The organism is Pectobacterium zantedeschiae (assembly GCF_004137795.1).
GTDB lineage: Bacteria > Pseudomonadota > Gammaproteobacteria > Enterobacterales > Enterobacteriaceae > Pectobacterium > Pectobacterium zantedeschiae.
In genome coordinates this window covers 2919742-2942480 of sequence record NZ_NWTM01000001.1, presented here as the reverse complement: position 1 = coordinate 2942480, position 22739 = coordinate 2919742, and the positions used below count along the sequence as shown (strand labels likewise).

Below are 22739 nucleotides of genomic sequence, written 5' to 3'. Positions count from 1 at the left end.
CTTACTAAAAACCACTTTCCCGGATACCCAATGCCGCTACCCGACGCCACACCGTGCCAAGAATAGATTCCTTTTCTCCTTCCAGAATGACGCTACCGCGCAGAGGCTGTTGTGGTAACAGTGCCTGAGGGGACAGGGTAAACTGCACGCGGTATTGTGCTTGCACGGGCTGCGGATTACGTTCGTTATCGCGCCGCACGGCAATCGGGCCGTGGCGATCGGACGCGAGCATTTCTTGTTGCAGATAAGCGCTGCCCGTGGGGGCGATCTCATGAAGCGTAACGTCAAGACGTGGGAAAGCGGGATCGTCGGCAAGGAATACGCCGTGCATGCCCTCTTGAGTGCGCTTGAGTGATTCCTCGGGGATATAGCCAACCACTCGGCCTTGTGCGGGTTCCACCACACGTAGTAATGGCGTATCCGCCGTTAGCCAGCGTCCTGCTGTCATGTCACGCGCCAGATCGCGTACTACGCCCGTTTGCGGCGCCCGAATCGTTAAGCGTTGACGCTGTGCTGCCAACCCTCGATAGCGTGCTAGCGCCTCCGCTAACTGCCGATCCATGACCTGAATTTCACTCGCGGTTTCCTGTCGCGCCGCTCCACGCTGCCGCTGCTGTTGTAATTGGGCGATACGTTGACGCTCAATATCGAGACGGTAATCCAGGTCGACTGACGTCAGTTCCAGCAGAATGTCTCCGGCATCCACCCGCTGACCATCTGTAACGTGTAGCTGGTTCACCTGTGCCGGTACCGGACTGTAGAGGGTACTGACCTTCTCGGCTTCCAAGACGGCAGGAATGCGGATACTGCCACCCCATGGATAGAGCAAGATAAACAAGAGGGCCGAGCACAGCAGGGCACTGCGCAAAAAAGCGATAGGGTGTATTGATTTGCGCATTGACCACCAGGCATAGGCTTCTTTGGCTATCGGTAGCGCGATAAACCAGACGATCTCAACCAGCATTAAACCAATGCCGATCACCTTGATAAAAAAGTGATAAACCACCAGCGCGATGCCAAAGAACAGGAAAAAACGCCATATCCAGGAGGCATAGCCCCACACCAGCAGTTTGCGTTGCAGAGACGGGGAAAGGTTTTCCGGCGCTGGGTGACCATGACCGAACAGACTTTCCCGCAACCGCCAGCGGCAGAGCGCATAGGCGCGTTCTTGCAGATTTTCTACGCGCCAGAAATCGCTCAGCAAAAAGTAGCCATCGAAGCGCATCAAAGGGTTAAGGTTTACGACTAACGTGGTCAGCCACGTCGCGCTGGAAAGCATAAAGGCGGCCGTTCGTGCTGGTCCATCTGGCAGTAATGCCCAGGCCAATAGCGCAATCACCGCCAACATCAGTTCGGCCAGAATGCCGCCCGCGCCGATCAGCAAGCGTGCCTGACGATCTTTCAGTTTCCAGGCGTCGGTAGTGTCAGTATAAAACAAGGGAAATAACACGATAAAGGCAACACCCATGCTCTGCACACGGCAGCCCGCCCGTTTAGCCATAAAAGCATGGCCTAGCTCATGGATAAATTTGGCGAACACCAGAGAAATACCGAACACGGCCATGCCAGACAGGCTGAAAAGGTGTGGAAACGAATGGGTATAACGTACCCAGTCTCGACTGACCAAAAATAAACCCAGCAGCAGGATAAATGGAAATACCCAAATCAGAAAGGGCGTGCCATAGCGCTGTAGCCACGGCCAACAGCGGTTAAGTACCGGATCGGGTCGCCACAGAGGAATACGGAAAAATAGATACTGGTGCAGCACGCTTTTCCACAAGCTGGTGCGCATCGCGTGGGCTTTGCCCAGATAGCGCTGACGTTGTTCTGGATCGCTTGCTGCGACCAGATCGTGCTGGCGCAGGAACTGCATCAGTTGCTCCAACTCTTTCACTCGCAGTGGCAGGCCGGGCTCACTGTTGGCAGCGGCCAGGATTTGCTGCGGCTGGCGCAGTGACCAATGACGCAGCAGGCGGATAGCCGACGGGGTCAGGGTAAAATAACGTCCGGTTATAGGATCGGACAGCACCCACTGCGGGGCCCCGTTGATGCCAGGCGCCGATTCTGCCAATTGAAGATCGGCGCGCAGAGGAGGCAGATGCGGATTCATAGCCCAATCGCCTGACGGATCACTGCCAGCGGTCGACGGAACAAATAAACGGCAAGGGGAACATAGTCGCCTGAAATTTTTGCCGTGCCGCGCAGGCCGATACGTGGTGGTGTGTCAGTAAAGCGTGCATCCAGACGGTAGGCCAGATTGCCGGCTGGTGTCTGTTCTGACTCATAGGCGATACGTTCTAACAATGCGGCATGCGGCGTTAGTGGATCGCTGTCCAGAAACAGGGTAATGGGCGCTTCTTGCTGCAACCGGATGGCGTCGCCTACGTCCAACTCGATGCGTAACGCGGTGAGAGCAGGGTCTGCCAACTCCATCAAACGTTCGCCAGTGCGTACCGGTTTACCCATCCAGCGCGTAGCGTCGGCAAATACCGCGATGCCATCCCGTTCGGCGCGGATTTCTGCGCGACTCAGCAAGGCATTGGCGTAATCGCGTTCCGCGCGTTTTTGTGCCACCTGGGCGGCGAGAAAGTCGAGCCGGGCTTTGGAGTCCGCATCCTGAAACGCACGTTGAGAACTCGCACGATGCTCCGCTTCGGCGACATTCAATGCGCGTTCGGCCACATCTGCCTGGGCTTTCAGGGTGGTACTGTCAAAGCGAACCAACACCTCACCTTTACGTACACTCTGGTTCGGTAACACGGTAAAGGATTGGATTACGCCGTCCAGTGGCGCGGCGACGACACGGCCCTGATGAGGAATAACCTCTGCGGGTGCCAACACGGACTGGCGCACCGGAATGAACAGGCAAGCGAGCAGTAGCAGCGCAGGGACGGCGATTTTCCACCGAGTCTGTCGGCGACGCCAGCGTGTCGTTTGTGGCTCGAGTGCCAGCCATGCATGGCTAAAAGCCCCACTGAGCTGAGCTGCCAGCACCTGATCGGTACTCTGCCATGGTTGCTCTCTTGCATACCAAATAGCACCGAAGGGGTTCCCCTGACGATCGTTGAGAGGGGACCACAATGCCTCAGGGGCAGACAGCGCCTGCCAATCTTTACGGCTTTGTTCATCAAGCTGTGAGGCTTCAATCACCGCGCATTTAGCTAACGCTTTCTCATCGACTGATGACAACTGGGTGCAGGCACGTTCGATAAACGCAACAAAAGGGGCGTGGGGAGCGGGTTGGGTGACGCCAGTCACCGCGCGAACCCGGCCATTGATGATCAGTGCCGCATGGCGAAAACCAAACAGCGGCTGGCTGTCGTTGACGATGCAGTAGGCCAGCTCTTCTGTGCTGTTTGCCGCCCGTGCTTGTCGTTCAACGTCAAGAAAGCGGGCAAACGCGGCGGTACTTGCAGAGGTTGGCGTGGTGCTCACTGCGCCTCCGAAAACTGTGCCGTTCCGCTCATACCGGCCATTAAGGTATTGTCCGCGTGAGCCAGCGTACCGGTGAGTCCCAGGGTTTGGCTGCTCTCATCAATGCGTGCACCAAGCCGTGTGACTTTGGCTTGTAACGGTTTTCCGGTTTCATCCGGCGTGAAGGTAAAGACTAACCCAGGTTTGAGCACCGACAGAAGTCGTGATGGGACTAGTAGGTTGATTTCTAGATTGCGGTTATTCACCACGTCCAGCAGTGGAGCACCTTGCGCCACGCTCTCAAATGTCTGCGCACGGCGTTTCACCACCTGGCCGTCGAAGGGGGCTGTGATGCGACAACGATTGACCTGAATTTGGTAAACCTGACTTTCTGCCTGAGCTTGTGCAAAGTGCGCTGCTGATAACGATACCGCATGTTTCCCTACCGACTTCATCTGCGCCAGTTGCTGATTTTGGCTCAGCTCCGCTTCTGCGGCTCGCGTGGCGGCAGAAGCCGCAGCCAGTTGAGCTTGGTAAATAGAACAGTCAAATCGCACCAACAGATCGCCTTTCTTAAAGGATTCCCCTTCTCTAAACGGTATTTCCACAATTCGTCCAGCCAGTTCGCTGGACAGCGTGGCTTGTTCCACCGCTATCAGAATGCCGCGAGCCTGATTGTCGGCGGGGGCAGCGGTTTGATTATCATGAGAAGGCATTGCCAAGAGTGGGTCGCTCGTTTGCGCATGGGCCGTAAATGCGAATAAGCAAAGTGCCAGCAATTGAAAAGCGTGGCGAAATATTACGTTATTGAAACCATTCACACTGACCTGCCTTATTTGTTGAGGTGTGTGCCACGCCAGAAAAGATAAAGGGACTTTCTGAATTTTCACTTATTAGCGGTGCTTATTTTGAGGAATATAATGGTACAAAATACGCTGAATTGACAACTGCAATAGCGTGCCGTTCTGGCCTCCGTTTGTCACTTTAGCTCATGTTTGTGCGATGTGAGGTCTGAGGGATATTAACACCTGAAAATAACAGGGGCAGTGTTGCCGCCCCAATCGTACGATACTGTGATTTCCCACCATGAGGAGAGGAAGAAACCGGTGTGTGGCTGTGGTCTACTGATGTTCCTGATGGGCGTCATCACCAAACGTGATTGCACGTCCACGCGCATCTATTTTCGCTTTATCACGGTTGAAACCCATCTTCGCTCGAACGCCACCCAGCATACCGCCCCGTTGATAGATCTCGTTCGCCCGATCGTGGTTGTACTGGCTATCGGGGGTGATTTCCAACGCGCGATCGATCCATACTTTGGCCAGATAGCTATTTTGGGCTACGCCCGCACCGTTACGGAAAGCATACGCGTAATAACCTGCTGCATAATCGCGGTTATCATCATCTTCGTCGTTCCATAATTCCGGGAGTACGCTATCGACACAGCGCGCCTGATCTTCTGGGATGTTGCTAAACAACAAGAGTGTACTTAGCTCTCTTGCTGAACGTTGCCAGACGGTCCTGCCAAGATTCGGGCTACGCAGTACGCTAAACAGCAGTGTGCTCGCTTGCTGATACTGTTCCGGCGTCAGCGTGTCATTTTCATTGATTAGATTATAGGCAACGTTGTACATGCTGACGACATGACCTTTCTCTGCCGATACACCCTTCCAATAGCGTGATTTTTCGTGATCTTCATAAGGTGAAGGGTCGCGGCCATACATGCGTGATAGATAGCCGGAATAGAGGTCACCGAGTGACGCCATTGAGGAGACTTCTCCCCAACTTGCGGCTTCGTGTAACAGAAAGACGCCTGCTTCTTCGGAAACTGATTCGAACAGGTTAGCGGCGGCCTGGCCAAAATTGACATCGGATTCAAGAGTACTGCAACGCGCAAGTAAGGCATCACTGTCGAACTGGCCTTGAGCGATGCCATAGAAACCAAACTTGCTGGCGAGCGCGGCGATAGTGGTTTCATACGCCGAATCTGCCCATGCCTGACAGCGTTCCAGAAATTTTGGCATCAAATTGAAGCTGTCTTCGATACCGGCAAAATTCACACAGCTTATTAACGTGTCGAGTGCGCCCTCATCAGGGTGTGATTCCGGGAGATCAACCTGCCAGGCTTCAACCATCAGGTCATAGGCTTTCTGCATATCGGCCTTATTCCAGCGGATCTCGTCACCTTCTTCGGTGCGCGCATACGTGCTGAGGAAGCTGGCGTATTTGCGTAGTACCCTGGCCCGAACATCCACATCAAGTTCAAGCGTCAGTAACCAGTCAAAGGTTTCTCGGCAGTACGCCACGTTTTCTGTGTCCTGAGCATCAGGCAGGAGCACGTCATAGCCAATGTAGTCCCAACACTGCGTAACACGCAGGCTGTTACGTTCGGACTCTGTCAGTGCTTCACACAGTGGCCCATCAATAAATTGTGTCATCGCCTCATGGCTGCCGCCCCAGCGTGGATACAGGAAGTAAACGTACTCATTACGAATGGCTAAGTCCTGTGGACGAGTGGCTAATGTGACACGCAGCCAGTAGTGCATGGGCTCTTCCCATTCGTGTTCTTCTCTTGCTGGCAGCGGAGTAGGCAGCGCAGCAGGAAGCTCAACAAGCGCCTGTGCACCCTCATTACGCAAGTGCTGTAGACCCGCTTCCCAAAGCTCGGGTTCAACCTGCGCCTGACGCTGTGTGTAGGTCAGTGGTTCACCGCCTTGCAGTAAGACTCCCAGCCACTGCGGTTCGCCTAAATAGCAGGTCAAACGAAACAAGCGCGAAAAGGTCAGGGCAGGTCGCTGATGTAACGCACTGGCGCGAAGGTAAGCCGCGACGCCCAGATCGCGTGCCAGCTCGGCGCCCATCCAGCGATCGTCTTCTACATATTGTCCGCCATTTGAGGTACGAATCCGTGCTGCGGCATTTTCCCAGTACTGACCGGTTAGGTGATGGGCGTGATAGCTCTCAGGACGTGCGGCAACCCAGGCCTGCAAGTGCGACAATATGTCAGCATGAGAGACGGCTGGGTCAAAGATGGAATTAATGTTCCAGTTATAGGTATAAGGCAGATTAGGGCCATCCAGCCAAACCAGGTGCTCTTGCTCCAGCAGGCGATCAAGTGCATCGAATTGATGTGTCGCGAACATCTCACGCAACTGAGCACGACGCTTAATCAATACGGTGAGTGATTCAGAGATTGATGTCATAGAGTAAATTCTTAGGCTGTTGTTGAGTAGTCATAGTGCCGACAACATCGTGCTTTATCAGCAGCATGCGCAGGCAGGTTTTTGGGGGAGTAATCGTGTTGTATCTATTTGATAATGATTATAGTTATACCAACAATTGGGTGAGTAGACATCGTTTTTTACATAAATGTAAATAACTATTTAAAATGGTGTGGCTGTGGACAAGAAAGGAGATGAATTGGGGGGGGGCGAGTTTAGATTGCTGAGAGACTGACAGTAAATTCTCCGGCAATCATTGTAGTCTGGCTAAAGTGGAGCGGTAATAGGCAACGTTATTTAGTGAATGAAACTGCTTGAAGAGAAAAAGATGAGCATCATTCCTCCACCTATATTGACGTATTTTTTTAGTGTTAAAGGATTAGCTTTTTTGGCAGAAAAGACTAATGCATTGCTGACAGCGATAAGCCATATACTCATAATTACAATATGCACGGAAGCCAAAGCCAGATAATCAGCAACATCCCCGTTACTGCCAGCAAACTGTGAGACCACCGTTAGATAAAACATAACAGCTTTTGGGTTAAGCACATTTGCTAGCCATGCATCTTTCACCGTAATGGTAATGACGTTTGCATTAAGCTCCATACTTTTCGCTTTCATACCGCTGCGGATGAGTTGGACGCCTAACCAGAACAGGTAAATTGTCCCTGCAATCTTCAGAATGTTAAATATCGTAGGAGAGGCAACGAGTATGGCTGTTATGCCGAGGCCGATAAGTGTTGCATGGGTATATATACCAAGGGCCGTTCCGGTGAGAGTCTTGATCAGTCCGCGTCGTCCGCCTGAAATGGCGCTGTTCATGGCGAGAGTATAGCTCGCCCCTGGAGAGAGCGCAACGGGGAGTAGTGCGGGTATAAAGCCAAAAAGGTTTATTTCCATATGTCCTGGATGATAAGTAAAGTGCATTGTGGATTGGCAAAATCATTTTTGTGCCAACTGAAAAATTAATCCTCAGTACTTTCGTTCTGCAATATAGGGGAGTGCTGAAACCATTTGCAAATGCTCTATCAATTCACCCTATATACCTTACATTAGAGCAACTTATAAAAAAAGGTTGTGCCATCCAGTGTGCCAGCTCAGCGCCCATCCAGCGATCGTCTTCTACAGACTGCCCGCCATTTGAGGTACGAATCCATGCTGCGGTATTTTCCCAGTACTGCCCGGTTAGATGATGGGCGTGATAGCTCTCAGGATGTGCGGCAGCTCAGACCTGCATTTGCAGGCAGTTTTTTGGGGGCATAATGTGTTGTATCTATTTGATAATAATCATAGTTATACCAATAAATTGGTGAAGAGATATCGATTTCCACATAAATATAAATAACTGTTTAAAATGGTTTATTACGAGGAGAAAAGTGGGTTGCCCGGTTCAGGTCGCCGTCTGAATGTCTTTTCTGGATAAACAAATCGCCAAGTTTTTAAACCGTCATGCTATCCAGCCATACCGTTACCGTGAAGCAGAAATCTGATTGTCATAAAACCATGAGAATTTATAAGTATATCTTAGTCTTCACATGCTAATCATTCACTGTGGAATTATATATTCAATGATGAATATATATAAGAATAGTATTTCCTTTCTCTACCTCCTATCCATAGAACATGTTTTGAAGTAAAAAACCAAAAGTGACTATTTTTTTAGTTTTTTAACATGAATAAATCATTTTTTTTAAACTGAAATCCTGTTTTTGGCGTTTTCCTCTCGTTTAAATCGATTCTATTTCAATAAGGTAGGTGAAATTAGAAAATAAACAAAAAATTTTTAACCCTATTGAAGTGTTGTTTTCAAGGAATAGAATCACCCTGTTGGTATATTTAATTTAAATAAATATAACGTTGCAGGGTCTCTTGATTGTCACGCTTGGTTTACTAGGGAAAGTATACCCCCAACTCTATGGTACATAGGAGATAACCATGTCTATCATTTTACCTAATCATACCCCAATAGATTCATATAAGGGGTGTACACCTGGCTCACGCCGCAGTGCGCTCCGCGAATTATTACAGCAGCAAAAAGGCATTCGTGTGATGGAGGCTCACAGTCCACTTTCTGCCTTATTAATAGAACAAGCCGCTTATGAAGATGGCGATATTCATTATCAATTTGATGCATTTTGGTCTAGCTCACTCACTGATTCTACCTTGCGGGGAAAACCCGATACGGAATTGGTCGATATCAGCCATCGTTTCCATGCGATTACGGAAATATTTGATGTTACCACCCGACCATTAATTTTTGATGGCGATACTGGCGGACAAACTGAACATTTGGCACACCGTATTCGAGCTGCTGAAAATCTGGGCATTTCTGCCATGATTATCGAAGATAAAACTGGCCTGAAGAAGAACTCTTTATTTGGTAACGATGTAAAGCAAACGCAAGCTTCTGTGGCTGACTTTTGCGAAAAAATTACGACTGCTAAAAAAGCACAGCTGACGCCCGAGTTTATGCTGATAGCGCGTATTGAGAGCCTGATTCTGGATGTCGGTATGGAAGATGCGATAAATCGTGCCCTGCATTATGCGGATGCCGGTGCCGATGGAATTATGATCCACAGTCGGCATAAAAACCCTTCTGAGATTTTAACGTTCGCCAAACAATTCCGCGATCATTACCCACATTTACCTTTGGTTTGTGTCCCTACCAGTTTTAACGATATTACTTTCGATCAACTTATTGATGGCGGGTTCAATATCGTTATTTATGCGAACCATATGTTACGTGCGGCTTATCCGGCAATGAAATCAATTTTGCCAGAAATCCTCAAGCATGGTCGAACGCTGGAAGTTGAGGATAAATGTATGTCGATAAAAGATATTCTGGATCTTATACCTGGTACACGCTAACAGAATATATTGGGTGTCAGTATGATTATTTTATAGCGTTATTATTTGACGCTAGAGGCTTATTATTTTTTTATTGTAAGCCATTTGCATGAATTTCGTTATTCTTTTAAGAAACTGTCTGTTTTTGGTTAAATAATTATATTGCCCCTTGTGGCTTTTATCACGTAATGAAAAATTAGAACGTCATCATCGCAGTTAAATACAGCATGATGCGAAGGGGAGGTTTATTGTGATTGACCCTGATAAGTTTATCGAATTTCTTACTCAACGCGGCGTACATTTTTTCAGTGGCGTCCCTGACTCATTATTAAAGGCATTTTGTCTGGCGATTGAAAGTAATCACAGTGGGCTTGCGCACCGTATCGCGAGTAATGAAGGTTGTGCGGTGGGTATGGCGATTGGGCATTATCTGTCTACTCGAACACTGCCCGTAGTCTATATGCAAAACTCGGGATTAGGCAATGCGATCAACCCCCTCTGTTCTCTGGCTACGCCGGATGTTTATGGTATTCCGCTGTTACTGATTATCGGCTGGCGTGGCGAGGTTGATGATAGTGGTAAGCAGCAGCACGATGAGCCGCAGCATGTTATGCAGGGGCGAGTCACCTTACCTCAACTTAATGTGCTTGATGTTCCTCATATTGTGCTGGATAGCCATAACCCACCCCCGTGGGATGATATTCAGGCTTTGCTTCAGCGTGCGCATGATGAACATCGTCCTGTTGCACTGGTGGTGAGAAAAAACACCTTTTCCTCGCCAGCAGCACCTGCTAACCCTGCCGCTGAGACAGCCTTGATGCGGCGAGAAGCTATCGTCGCCGCATGCCTGAAAGCGCTGCCATCCACGATCCCCATGGTGAGTACCACGGGCATGTTATCCCGTGAGCTCTATGAACTACGTGAACAGCGCGGTGAAGGACATCAGCGGGATTTTCTGACAGTCGGTGGTATGGGCCTTGCCAGCCAGATTGCTCTGGGTTTGTGTGACGCGCAGCCGCAGCGGAAAGTTGTCTGTCTGGATGGGGATGGGGCGCTATTGATGCACATGGGTGGGCTGACAAACACTGCTCAGGCAAGCAACCTGATACACATCGTCATCAACAACGGTGCGCATGACTCTGTGGGAGGGCAGCCCACGGCGGCGTCCCGCTTACCGCTGGCACCCATCGCTGCCGCTAGCGGCTATGGAAAAACCTACTATGCCGAGACGGAAGAAGCCTTGCAGGCTGCGCTGCAACAGGCTTTGCGGGCACAAAGCAGCCAATTTATCGAGGTGCAATGCCGCGTAGGTCATCGCAGCGATCTGGGGCGGCCTGCGACGTCTCCTGCTGAAAACCGCGATGCGTTTATGCAGTTTCTTAATACAACCCCTAAGGCCTCTTTATGAGCGGCAATACCCTGAGTATTGCCACCCCTTAGCGACAAGGATTGCCGATATGACTCATTCTATTTCTTTAGTTGGCGTTGGTGTATTAGGAAAAGCTATCTCGCTGAGACTATTACAGCGTCATTTCTCGCTCAGCGTGTTCAACCGCACTTACCATAAAGCGAACGAGGTTGCCGCCGAAGGTGCTCAAGCCGTCCCCGAACTGCACCAGCTGTTTACGCAGGAAAAACAAATTGTGCTTATCTGTCTGAAGGATGCGGAGGCGATACGTGACGTTTTTCAGTCGGAAGAAGTGATACACAAGCTGACTCTCTATCGTCCTTTGTTTCTCAATATCAGCACGATAGGGCCTGAAGAGAGCCGCTGGATGGAAACTTTTTTTCATCAGCACGGTGCGCATTATGTGGAGTGCCCAGTCTCAGGTGGGCCAGAGGGCGCACGACAGGGGCGACTTGCTGCCTGGGTAGGGCCGTATGCTGACGATTTTGCCAGCGTGGTGAATGCTGTCATCAGCAGCCTGTCAGATCACTATGTACTGATGGAGAGTAACCACGGTGCACAGACCATGAAGGTGATTAATAATTATTGTGAGGCGGTGCATCTGCTGGTGGCTGCGGAAGCGCTATTGCTGGCGGGAGCTCACGGCATCGCCCCTGATGTGCTGGCAAACGCGTTGACGCTGGGACGCGGACGTTCGACCTATATGGAAGTCATGCTGGATCGCTATCTGAACCCGCGTGAAACCGTGTCAGTTCCTTTATCTATCCGTTTGAAAGATCTCGATCTTGCTAACTCGCTTTTCCAGCGCTCGGCGATCCACAGTAAATTCTTCGATACGGCGCGCCAGCTGTATCAAAGCACGGCCGATCTTTCTGCCGATCCTCAGGATCAAACCGCCTGTTTTACTTATCTCTCACGTACCTTGCCGACGGGGAGGTACTAGATGTCTGAGTTAACACAGCGACAACGCTGGATGTCCATTCTCGCTCACAGCGACCCTGCCGAATTGGAAGAACACTGGAATACGCTGCACTTCCCTGCGCACTACCAGCTATTACGCCCAACGCAGATTGGTTTGATCCAACTACAGGGAAGAATGGAGGTTGATGGTCCGCGTTTTATTGTGGGGGATATGACGGTGACCCGTGCTGCGGTGCAACTGGAGGACGGAACGTGCGGCTACAGCTATATCGCAGGCAGAAACAAGCCGCATGCCGAGCTCTGTGCCTGGATCGATGCACTTCTGCAAACCCGAGCCTATTTCCATGAAATATGGGAGCGAATCATCACACCGTTAGCAGACCAACAGCTTGCTCATCGGGAACAGCAACAGAGTGAAGTGGCTGCCAGTCGAGTGAATTTCTTTACTTTGGTCAGGGGAGAATGATTTGTCATGACAACGATGACGGGCTTCGCCCATCCCGTATTTGGTACACAACTCTGCTTTCGCAAAATCGTGAAGGCCATGAGCGAGCCGGGTTCTCTGGTCACGGTTCCGAATGTCTCTGGCCTGGAATCTATGTCGTCTGCAACGGCCGCCACGCTGCTCACGCTGACCAGTCACACGACACCGCTGTTTATAGATCCCAAGATCGGTAATCCACTGCTGTTACGCACACTTTGCCTGCATACGAACGTGCCGATTACCACGATGTTCGAAGAGGCTTACTTTGTGCTGCTAAGTGGAAACCGTTTTTCTTATGACCTGATGGCGCTCTCCTGCGGCAGCGAAATAGAACCGGAAAAATCCACCACCGTTATTTTAGAAGTGGAAGGTATGCACGACGGACCTTGTCTAAAGCTGACTGGGCCGGGCATCAAGACACATCGCATTATTTCTCCCCGTCTGCCCGGTAGTATCAGGCACTACCTGTGCAACCGCCCTCATGCCTTCCCTACAGGGTTGGATTTTCTCTTTACGTCTGGGAAAAAGCTCTTTGCAATCCCCAGAAGTACCCACGTGGAGGAATGCTAATGTATGTTGCCGTCAAAGGTGGGGAAAAGGCCATTGAGGCTGCTCACCAGCTACAATCCTGTCGCCGCCGTGGGTGTACGGATATACCAGAATTAGACTGTTCACAAATAGAGCAGCAGCTTAATTTAGCCGTCGATCGCGTGATGACCGAAGGTAATATTTACGACCGCCAACTCGCTGCGCTGGCCATCAAACAGGCCAGTGGCGATCTGGTAGAAAGTATCTTTCTTTTACGAGCCTACCGTTCCACGCTGCCACGCTGGGGAATCAGTCAGCCGCTTAATACGCCTGATATGCGTCTTGAACGCCGTGTTTCGGCCATTTTCAAGGATTTACCGGGTGGGCAGCTATTGGGCCCGACCTATGACTATACCCATCGCTTGCTGGATTTCTCTCTATTGGCTGACGGAGAGGATCCTGTCGTACCACAGTCTGACGCAGTTGATGAGGATGAAGGAATTCGTGAACACACTCCTCATGCGTTTCAGTTCCTTTCCCAGCAGCACTTCGTGCCTGAACGGAGTATCAGCGACGACAGCGATCCGCCAGATATCACGATGGATCCACCGAGTTACCCCGGCACACGTGCGGCGCGCCTTCAGCAATTGTTCCGCGGCGATGAGGGGTTTCTCTTGTCGCTCGGGTATTCAACCCAACGCGGTTATGGTCGTAACCATCCGTTTGTCGGCGAGATCCGCACGGGATACATCACCGTCAGTATCGTCGCTGAAGAGGTCGGCTTTGCCATTGATATCGGCGAGATCTTACTGACCGAATGCGAAACCGTGAACGGTTTTGTTAAACCTACCAACGACGCGCCGCATTTTACCCGTGGTTACGGACTGGCATTTGGCCGTTCGGAGCGTAAGGCTATCACGGTGGCATTAGCCGATCGCGCGCTTCAGGCCGCCGATTATCAAGAGGAAATTCGCGGTCCGGCTCAGGATGAGGAATTCGTTCTTTCTCATGCTGACAATGTCGAGGCGGCAGGTTTTGTCTCGCATCTGAAGCTTCCGCATTACGTCGATTTCCAGTCAGAGCTGGAGCTATTAAAACGACTACGTGAGGAATACCTCGCTTCTGTGCCAAGGAGTAAAGCGTAATGGGTCAGACAACGATCTCACGACAGAAAGACAGCCAGCCAGAAACGGCATACAACGATTCAGAAACGGCATACAACTATGGCTATCTGGATGAAAGCACGAAGGGAATGATACGGCGTGCGATTCTGAAAGCGATTGCCATTCCCGGCCATCAGGTGCCGTTTGGTAGCCGGGAAATGCCAATGCCCTATGGCTGGGGGACTGGCGGTATTCAAATCACGGCCAGTATTATCGGGCCGGACGATACGCTTAAAGTGATCGATCAGGGTTCCGATGATACGACCAATGCGGTATCGATCCGCGCCTTTTTCCGCAAGGTGACAAACGTGCCGACCACGGAGAAAACAAGCGAAGCGACGCTGATTCAAACGCGACACCGCATTCCTGAAACGCCGCTTAAGGAGGATCAGATCCTGGTTTTTCAGGTGCCGATCCCCGAACCTCTGCGCTTTATTGAACCACGTGAAACCGAGACGTGCAAAATGCATGCGCTAGAAGAATACGGTGTCATGCAGGTGAAACTCTATGAAGACATTGCACGCTTTGGACACATTGCCACGACTTACGCCTACCCGGTAAAGGTGAATCATCGCTATGTCATGGATCCTTCGCCCATCCCGAAATTTGACAACCCAAAGATGGATATGATGCCCGCGCTGCAACTCTTTGGTGCCGGACGTGAAAAACGGGTCTATGCCGTTCCTCCGTATACCGTGGTGAAAAGCCTCGATTTTGACGATCACCCCTTCAGAATACAGCAGTGGGACAAGCCGTGTGAGCTGTGTGGCGCGCGCGATAGCTTCCTTGATGAAGTCGTGATGGATGATGACGGTACACGTATGTTTGTCTGCTCCGACACCGACTATTGTCAGCAGCGCCAGAGTCAGGGAGGAGAAACGTCATGACGACAGAACATCACGTATCCGACAGTCCTCTGCTTGATGTGCGACACCTCACACATTTATATGCGCCGGAAAAAGGCTTCCGCGACGTGTCGTTTCAACTGTGGCCGGGGGAGGTTTTAGGGATTGTTGGCGAATCGGGTTCAGGGAAAACGACGCTGCTGAATGCGATCTCCGCACGTTTGGCACCGCAGGAAGGTGAGGTTATCTATCGCAACGCCGAGCAGCAGGCGCTCTCGATTTATGACATCAGCGAACGGCAGCGTCGAGCACTAGTGCGAACCGAGTGGGGAATCGTCTGGCAGCACCCGCTGGCAGGATTACGCCCCACAGTGTCTGCCGGTGGAAATATTGGCGAACGGCTTATGGCTATCGGTAATCGGCACTACGGTGATATTCGCAGCAAGGCGGCACAGTGGATGGAAAATGTTGAGCTGCCCGAAAACCGTCTGGACGATCTTCCCACCACATTTTCCGGCGGGATGCAGCAACGCCTTCAGATCGCGCGCAATCTGGTGACGGCACCGCGGCTGATATTTATGGATGAACCCACTGGCGGATTAGACGTGTCGGTACAGGCTCGGTTGCTCGATCTGCTCAGGACGCTGGTTGTGGAGATGCAGCTTTCTGTCGTTATTGTGACACACGATCTCGGCGTCGCTCGCCTGCTATCACATCGTCTGCTGGTGATGCAGCGTGGGCGAGTTGTCGAGCAGGGATTAACGGACAGGGTGCTTGACGATCCGAGCCACCCCTATACTCAGCTACTTGTTTCTTCCATTTTGTAAATCCAGCCAAAAGGACGCTTGATGGATACTCAATTACGCATCGAGAACGTTGATAAAACGTTCGTGTTATATAATCAGCAGGGTACGCGACTGCCCGTTTTCCACGATGTCAGTCTGTCCGTGAAGTGCGGTGAATGCGTTGCGCTTCATGGGCATTCAGGGACAGGAAAATCCACGCTACTGCGCTCTCTATACGGCAACTATCGACCCGATGGCGGCCATATCTGGGTTCGCCATCGCGAACGCTGGGTCGATATCGTCAACGCAGACGCACGACATGTACTGGAAATTCGCCGTGAAACGGTAGGCTGGGTAAGCCAGTTTTTGCGAGTCATTCCGCGTATTAGCACATTGAACGTGGTCATCCAGCCTTTACTGGAACGCGGCATGTCGCGTCAGGAAAGCGAGATTCGCGCCGGTGAATTGCTGACGCACCTGAACGTCCCCGAGCGGCTCTGGTCGCTCGCGCCCGCCACCTTTTCAGGCGGTGAGCAGCAGCGCATCAATATTGCTCGCGGATTTATTGGTGATTACCCGATTCTGCTATTAGACGAACCGACGGCCTCGCTGGATACCAAAAATCGACTCGCCGTCACACAGCTCATCGATGATGCAAAAAGTAAGGGGTGTGCTGTCGTCGGCATCTTTCATGATGATGAAGTTCGCCAACACGTCGCCGATCGCCTTTACTCGATGGCAATGACTTCCCGCACTCAGGAGAACGTAAATGATCATTAATAACGTCAATATGGTGTTCTCAGAGGAAATCATTCATGGCTCATTGGAAGTGCGCAACGGCGTAATTCACCATATCAGCGATAGGCCCAGCCGCCATCCCGGTGCGTTGGATGGTGAACAGGCCTGGCTCCTGCCGGGGCTTGTCGAGCTACATACGGATAATCTTGATAAGTGTTTTACACCGCGTCCCGGTGTTAATTGGCCTTCTGAAGCGGCGATGCGCAATCACGACGCGTTGATTATATCCAGCGGGATCACCACTGTTTTGGATGCGGTCGCGGTCGGGGATGTGCGCGATGGTGGGCATCGGCTTGAGAACCTGCGGCGCATGACGGATGCGATATTGCACAGCCAACAACATGGCACCAATCGGGCTGACCACCATTTGCACCTCCGCTGTGAGCTGCCGCATCAGGATACATTTCCCCTCTTTGAACAACTAGTGGATATTCCACTGGTCGCGCTTGCATCGTTAATGGATCACTCTCCGGGGCAGCGGCAATTTTCTTCCCAGGAGAAATATCATCAGTATTACAAAGGTAAGTATCACCTGAATGATGAACAAATGGCTGCGTTTGAGGAGGAACAGCTTGCCGGTTCACGTCGTTGGTCGCAACCGAACCGTGAGGCTATCGTTCGCCTTTGTCACGAAAAAGGTATCACGCTGGCCAGCCATGACGATGCGACGCCTGAACATATCACCGAGTCCCACCAGCATCGTGTCGCCATCGCTGAATTTCCCACCACCGAGATCGCCGCGCAGCAGGCACACCGCGTCGGAATGAACGTGCTGATGGGGGCACCGAATGTCATCTGCGGCGGTTCTCATTCCGGGAATGTGTCGGCGCATCATCTGGCTACGCTTGGCGTGCTTCACATTCTGTCTTCGGACTATTATCCGGCCAGTTTGCTGGAGGCGGCATTCATGATCGCAGAGGATGAGCGCAATGATTACGATCTGCCGCGAGCCATAGCTCTGGTTAGCAGTAACCCCGCTCAGGTGCTGAAATTTGACGATCGTGGCTGTATTGAAGAGGGACGGCGAGCCGACCTGTTGCTCGTAAAACGGCGAGCGCCGCAAATGAAGCTGATGCGAGTGTGGCGTCAGGGCGTTCGGGTATTCTGATCATGACGAGACTCATCTACCTTATTGGCCCTTCCGGTGCAGGCAAAGACAGCCTGCTTCGGGCGATCCGTCAATTGCCGCTACCACGCCTGCTGGTGGCGCATCGGTACATTACCCGTCCCGCAGAAATTCAAGGAGAGAACCACATAGCGCTTACCCCCGAAGAGTTTGCGTTCCGCCAGCAGCTTGGCATCTTCGCACTTAATTGGCAGGCGCATCAGTGCCATTACGGTATCGGGATTGAGATTGATTACTGGTTACAGCGGGGAAGCAACGTCATCGTTAACGGTTCGCGGGCTTACCTGACTCAGGCGCGTGAACGCTACGGCAATACGTTGTTTCCGATATGTTTGACCGTATCTGAATCGGCACTACGGCAGCGGCTACGTGCCAGAGGACGAGAAAGTGAACAGCAGATTGCCACACGTTTGCAGCGTGCTGAGGAAGAGCAAAGCCGCTTACAAAGCGACTGTGTGTTATTGAATAACGACGGCGATCTGCAACACACTTTATCTGTTTTTCAGTCGCTGCTGCCGTTCGATAAGGCTTGCGCGGCGCACCGCGAATAATAGCTGAATGGCGGGCATACCGGAGAGCAGGAGAAAGCCGATGACAGCGGATAATGACGAGATCGTTTTTCACTTTCTGGGAACGGGCGGCGCGCAGCAGGTTCCCGCATTTGGCTGTGAATGCGAGGTTTGTCAGCAGGCGCAGCAAGATGAAAGGAAACAGCGGCGCGCCTGCTGCGCAGCAATCACAACAAAAGACCGCATCGTGCTGATTGATGCCGGATTACCCGAGCTAGCGCCTTATCTACTTCCCTATCCGCATCGGCATATTCTATTGACCCATTATCATATGGACCACGTCCAGGGATTATTTCCCCTGCGCTGGGGCTACGGCGATCCCATTCCGGTCTTTGGCCCACCAGATGAGATGGGTTGCGACGACCTCTTCAAGCACCCAGGGATTCTGCATTTCCAAAAACCGCTGATAGCTTTTCAGCCCTTTGAACTGGACGGCATCAGGATCACGCCGGTTCCCTTAATCCATTCCAAATTAACCTATGGCTACCTCATCCAGACGCCGACGCATACGCTGGCCTACCTGACCGACACCGTTGGGCTACCGCTTGAAACTGCTCAATTTCTCTCAGCACACACGATCGATTATGCGGTTGTCGATTGCAGCCATCCTCCCCAGACAACGCCCCCACGTAACCACAATGACGTCCCCCGTGCGCTGGAGATCTTCACCCAGCTTAATCCCAAACAGATGTACCTGACCCACATCGGCCACGAACTGGATCGCTGGCTTCAAACGCAAACGTTGCTGCCTGAGAACGTTCAGGCTGCTTATGATGGGGTGGAGTTGGGGCTGTAGGGATGGGGGTTATACGGGAGAATGCGGTTTGGTGGGTATTTTGATTTACCGCGCTACCTGTAGTCGTAATGACATTAGCGATGAGCGTTTTGTATGGTTTATATCCCGGATCCAGTGCCGAGGATAGTGTTATGCCAACGAAAGTAAAAGGAAAAAATCGTACTGATTTTGTTCTCTAAGCTGCCCACTCTGCCAGAGAGGAAACGTTGATTGATCTGCGAATCATCATGGATGCTCATGAATTTCTTGCCCGTTTCTGCCGGGCCACCTTCCCAAATGCCGCCATCCGCAAACTATGTAAACTCCTCAGAGTGTAGATAGGATTAATGCTCTCCGCTCTTGGGCTACTCCGTGCTGAACATGAATTCTCCTTATTTAACTACTGTGCGATTTCTATGGACAACTAGCAGAAATGATGAGTGATGTTCGTAGAACAAATTATTGATATTCGTATAATGGTAGTTCATATTTTATCTTGTTGGGTGATAGATTTTTTTCCAGTGAGTGGGTTTTGCCCTTCACTGATTACTCCTATTTTTGTGATATTGATAGGAATGTGTGAATAGTTATTTTGATCTTTTATCTAATTTAATTTAGCATTAGTTTAGGGAGGGTTTTAGAAAAATGTAGCAAGAGTTTGTAATTTTTGGAAATAATAAAATAAAAATAAATAGGTTAATTTAATTGTTGCGATAATAATTATCGTTCTATGAAAAGAAATAATTCATTTACAATTTTATATTATTGATGCTAATTTCTCATTTTGTTTATAACAATGGGGGTGTAGCATTCAGATGAAATTATCTAACAGTTTGCTAAGGAGATGATATGATTAACCGAGGTTCTGATTGGAGAAAATGGGATTTACATGTTCATACAAAAGGCACAAATAAGAATGATCAATTCAAATCATCTTCAATAGAAGTTTTTTTTCATTATTTTTTTAAAAAGGCTTTCGATAACGGAATTTTTGCACTTGGAATAACTGATTATTTCTCAATTGAAAGATATTTGGAAGCGATTGAGTATCAAGAAAATATAGAAAATAAATTAAATGAATATGGTGGTGCTCTTTTTAGTGATGATGAGGTTAAATTTATAAAGAATATTTTTCTTTTCCCAAATGTAGAGTTGAGACTGTTGCCAACAACAAATAAGAGTAAGTTAATCAATATTCATTGTTTATTTAACCCAGACTATATATCCAATCTAGAGCATGATTTTTTTACTAGAATAAAAAATGAATCATTATATCAAATGACTCGTCATGGAATTATAAATTATGGTAAAAACTTAGATCCTTCGATTCAAAATGAGGGGGAGCAATATAAAAAGGGGGTTGATAATTTTACCGTAGACATTAAATCACTAAATGAAGCTATTTCTGGAAATTTAAAGAATAACACTATTTTAGTCGTTAGTAATTCTAGTAACGATGGTGCATCTGGAACACAGGGACACTATGAACTATTCGAGAATGAACCTGGGAGTTTAGATGGTGTACGTAGGTCTATTTATAACTTATCAGATGCAATTTTCTCATCAAACCCTAAAGATATTAAGTATTTTCTTGGGAGAAAGTCTCAAGGGAATGAAAATTATAGTGAACAAGTGTATAGAAGTGAAGTAGAAGAAATAAAAAGAGATAAAGGTTCGTTAAAACCTTGTATTGTCGGTTGTGACGCGCATACAGAAGATGAATTATTTACTCGATTTACGTGGATTAAAGCTGATTTAAATTTTGAAGGGTTGAGACAAATCTGTTTAGAACCGGAGTGTAGAGTTAAAATTCATCCTATAAAACCAGATTTTAAAGAAGGGAAATTTATAATTGAAAAGGTTAGATTTATTTCTCCTGATAACATTTTCTCTGACCGTGAAATTTACCTTAATCCGAATCTTAATGTTATTATTGGTGGTAAGTCTTCTGGTAAATCCATTTTGTTGTATGCTATTGCAAAAACACTATCTTCTGATTTAGATATTTTAAAAAATAAAAATGATAATTACTTATATGAGTTAGATGAAATTGAAAAAGGATTGGATTTTGAAGTGACAACCAGAGGCGGTTTTAGCCAGAGACTAAATTCCCGAGAAGATAATGGTGAGAATTCTATTATTCCTGAAATAAAATACATTCCTCAAAATTATTTAGTGAAACTTGCAGAGCCAGAAGTGAATAAAACCGGAGCATCGCTTAATAAATTAATTAGAAATTTAATTATTGAAAATAACGATGCTAATAAATTATATGTTGATTTTATTAGTAATGTTACTCAAAACGATAAATTCAGAAATAATCTGATTGATTTGTACTTTAAAATATCCAAAGAAATAACGACTTCAGAAGATGAGCTAAAAAGTAAGTCGAATAAAGAAGTCCTTACTGGAAACATTAATGCGAATACAAAAAAAATAGAAGAGTTAAATAAAATCATTAAATTAACACAGGAGGAAATTGATAGCTTTAAATTATTACAAAGTAAACTTGAGGTAAATAAAAATAATATAAGTGGAGTTAATGATGATTATTTTTATGTAAAAAATGCTAACTCTGAATTACTACAGATATCAGGTAATTTAAAATTTAGAAAAGATAGTTTATTATCGAATTTAAAGTCGCCAAAAATAATTGAATATTATAAAGATATCTATTCCATAGTAGATATGCTGCTCGTTAAAATTAATGAAGTAGAGGGTTTATTACAGTTAGAGACTAAAGATGACGGTGTGAGTTATTTTAAGTCAGATTGCAAATTTAATGAAATACTGAGCATTTTGTATGCTGAAAATAAGGAAATAACTAGTAGTATTCAGCCATATTTAAGCGATCGTGATGTAGGGAAAGATATTGAAAAAATTAACGAATCAATCACTAATGATAAAAGATTATTGACAGACATTGATATATTAGTGAAAAAAATAAAGGATAATAAAGAAAAATTAGAAGAAACTAAAAATAAAATACTAGAGGTATACGAATCCAGTTATCAAGAGTATATCAAGGTAATTGAAGGATTGAAAACTAGAACAAATGAGTTGGAAAAAGATGGTTTAACTATTGTTGGAAAGGCTAAATTTAACTTTACAAAAATGAAAAAATCACTACTAAGTGTTAGTGATGGAAGAAAATCATCATACAAAGGATATTCAATTCTGTCAGATGATATTGAATCAACGAGTGAGGTCGAATACCAAATAATTATAAGTGATATTAAGAGGCTTTTTGATGACATAACAGCAGGTAAATATTATTTTAATCGAAATGCTAATATTGAATCTGTTGTTAAAGATGTGTTAGATGATTATTTTTTTGATTATTGGGAGATTACGTATAAAAGTGACAAATTAGGTGAGATGTCCACAGGAAAAGCAAGTTTTGTTATTTTAATGTTGATCGTTGGTCTGAGCACTTCAAAGGCTCCTATTTTAATAGACCAACCAGAAGATAATCTTGATAATAGATCTATTACCACTGATTTAGTTGGTTACTTACGTAATAAAAAACTTGAAAGGCAAATCATTGTTGTAACCCACAATGCAAACATTGTTGTTAATGCAGATGCAGAGAATGTAATCGTTGCAAATCAAATTGGGCAAAATAATGACAGGAATTCTAGTTCTTTTAGATTTGATTATATTAATGGTGCTATTGAAAACTCTTTTGAAAAAATAAATAATGAGAAAGATATATTAAATTCTATGGGGATTCGTCAGCACATTGCTGATATCGTTGAGGGTGGGAAAGAAGCATTCAAAATGAGAGAGCGAAAATATAGGTTTAACTAATTTCAATATTATTTATATGTGACTGCTTTATTTTAAGCAGTCTTT

18 protein-coding genes and 2 pseudogenes are annotated in these 22739 nt (G+C 48.0%); 14 read left to right on the top strand and 6 right to left on the bottom strand.

From position 1 onward, the window contains the following. Positions 1-4: 4 nt before the first annotated feature. From CLR69_RS13285 to CLR69_RS23425, 6 genes and pseudogenes are all read right to left on the bottom strand, one after another. Positions 5-2110: a site-2 protease family protein gene (locus CLR69_RS13285; protein ID WP_129713406.1), complete on the bottom strand. Its 2106-nt coding sequence runs from the start codon at positions 2108-2110 to the stop codon at positions 5-7. Continuing rightward, the gene (locus tag CLR69_RS13280) at positions 2107-3435 is read right to left on the bottom strand and encodes an HlyD family efflux transporter periplasmic adaptor subunit (RefSeq protein WP_129713405.1); all 1329 of its coding nucleotides are present in this window, start codon (positions 3433-3435) and stop codon (positions 2107-2109) included. Before CLR69_RS13280 ends, CLR69_RS13285 begins: the two co-directional genes overlap by 4 nt. Then, positions 3432-4235, bottom strand: a complete 804-nt coding sequence (locus CLR69_RS13275; RefSeq protein ID WP_129713404.1) for an efflux RND transporter periplasmic adaptor subunit — start codon at positions 4233-4235, stop codon at positions 3432-3434. The genes CLR69_RS13280 and CLR69_RS13275 overlap by 4 nt, the downstream gene beginning before the upstream one ends. Positions 4236-4535: 300 nt before the next feature. Continuing rightward, a complete protein-coding gene (locus CLR69_RS13270; RefSeq protein ID WP_129713403.1) occupies positions 4536-6617 on the bottom strand; it encodes a DUF4034 domain-containing protein in 2082 nt (693 codons plus the stop codon). Positions 6618-6932: 315 nt separating this feature from the next. Next, positions 6933-7535 (bottom strand): LysE family translocator, encoded by a 603-nt coding sequence (locus CLR69_RS13265; protein WP_129713402.1) that lies wholly within the window; start codon positions 7533-7535, stop codon positions 6933-6935. A 133-nt stretch (positions 7536-7668) separates the two neighbouring features. Beyond that, positions 7669-7845: pseudogene (locus CLR69_RS23425) on the bottom strand (DUF4034 domain-containing protein); the annotation flags it as partial. A gap of 725 nt (positions 7846-8570) precedes the next feature. Between CLR69_RS23425 and aepX the strand changes: the two are divergent. From aepX to CLR69_RS13195, 14 genes and pseudogenes are all read left to right on the top strand, one after another. Then, on the top strand, positions 8571-9503 hold the full coding sequence (gene aepX, locus CLR69_RS13255) for a phosphoenolpyruvate mutase (protein ID WP_129702717.1): 933 nt from the start codon (positions 8571-8573) through the stop codon (positions 9501-9503). 229 nt (positions 9504-9732) lie between these two features. Continuing rightward, positions 9733-10890, top strand: coding sequence for a phosphonopyruvate decarboxylase (gene aepY / locus CLR69_RS13250; protein WP_129713401.1), 1158 nt, complete (start codon positions 9733-9735; stop codon positions 10888-10890). A gap of 49 nt (positions 10891-10939) precedes the next feature. Next, on the top strand, positions 10940-11833 hold the full coding sequence (locus CLR69_RS13245) for an NAD(P)-dependent oxidoreductase (RefSeq protein ID WP_129713400.1): 894 nt from the start codon (positions 10940-10942) through the stop codon (positions 11831-11833). After that, positions 11834-12277: a phosphonate C-P lyase system protein PhnG gene (phnG, locus tag CLR69_RS13240; RefSeq protein ID WP_129702720.1), complete on the top strand. Its 444-nt coding sequence runs from the start codon at positions 11834-11836 to the stop codon at positions 12275-12277. Between the two features lie 6 nt (positions 12278-12283). Then, positions 12284-12865: a phosphonate C-P lyase system protein PhnH gene (gene phnH / locus CLR69_RS13235; RefSeq protein ID WP_129702721.1), complete on the top strand. Its 582-nt coding sequence runs from the start codon at positions 12284-12286 to the stop codon at positions 12863-12865. Continuing rightward, entirely contained in the window at positions 12865-13968 is a 1104-nt protein-coding gene (locus CLR69_RS13230) for a carbon-phosphorus lyase complex subunit (RefSeq protein WP_129702722.1), read from the top strand. Before phnH ends, CLR69_RS13230 begins: the two co-directional genes overlap by 1 nt. Continuing rightward, positions 13968-14873, top strand: a complete 906-nt coding sequence (locus tag CLR69_RS13225; protein ID WP_129702723.1) for an alpha-D-ribose 1-methylphosphonate 5-phosphate C-P-lyase PhnJ — start codon at positions 13968-13970, stop codon at positions 14871-14873. Before CLR69_RS13230 ends, CLR69_RS13225 begins: the two co-directional genes overlap by 1 nt. After that, positions 14870-15658: a phosphonate C-P lyase system protein PhnK gene (gene phnK, locus CLR69_RS13220; RefSeq protein ID WP_129702724.1), complete on the top strand. Its 789-nt coding sequence runs from the start codon at positions 14870-14872 to the stop codon at positions 15656-15658. Before CLR69_RS13225 ends, phnK begins: the two co-directional genes overlap by 4 nt. Before the next feature lie 21 nt (positions 15659-15679). Beyond that, positions 15680-16396, top strand: coding sequence for a phosphonate C-P lyase system protein PhnL (phnL, locus tag CLR69_RS13215; protein ID WP_129702725.1), 717 nt, complete (start codon positions 15680-15682; stop codon positions 16394-16396). Continuing rightward, a complete protein-coding gene (phnM, locus tag CLR69_RS13210; protein WP_129713399.1) occupies positions 16386-17522 on the top strand; it encodes an alpha-D-ribose 1-methylphosphonate 5-triphosphate diphosphatase in 1137 nt (378 codons plus the stop codon). Before phnL ends, phnM begins: the two co-directional genes overlap by 11 nt. A gap of 2 nt (positions 17523-17524) precedes the next feature. Next, positions 17525-18091 (top strand): ribose 1,5-bisphosphokinase, encoded by a 567-nt coding sequence (phnN, locus tag CLR69_RS13205; RefSeq protein WP_129713398.1) that lies wholly within the window; start codon positions 17525-17527, stop codon positions 18089-18091. A gap of 61 nt (positions 18092-18152) precedes the next feature. Then, positions 18153-18905 (top strand): phosphonate metabolism protein PhnP, encoded by a 753-nt coding sequence (phnP, locus tag CLR69_RS13200; RefSeq protein ID WP_422762871.1) that lies wholly within the window; start codon positions 18153-18155, stop codon positions 18903-18905. A 140-nt stretch (positions 18906-19045) separates the two neighbouring features. Beyond that, positions 19046-19222, top strand: a pseudogene (locus CLR69_RS23185) (type II toxin -antitoxin system TacA 1-like antitoxin); the annotation flags it as partial. 511 nt (positions 19223-19733) lie between these two features. After that, the gene (locus tag CLR69_RS13195; RefSeq protein WP_129713396.1) at positions 19734-22694 is read left to right on the top strand and encodes a TrlF family AAA-like ATPase; all 2961 of its coding nucleotides are present in this window, start codon (positions 19734-19736) and stop codon (positions 22692-22694) included. The last annotated feature ends 45 nt before the right edge of the window (positions 22695-22739 follow it).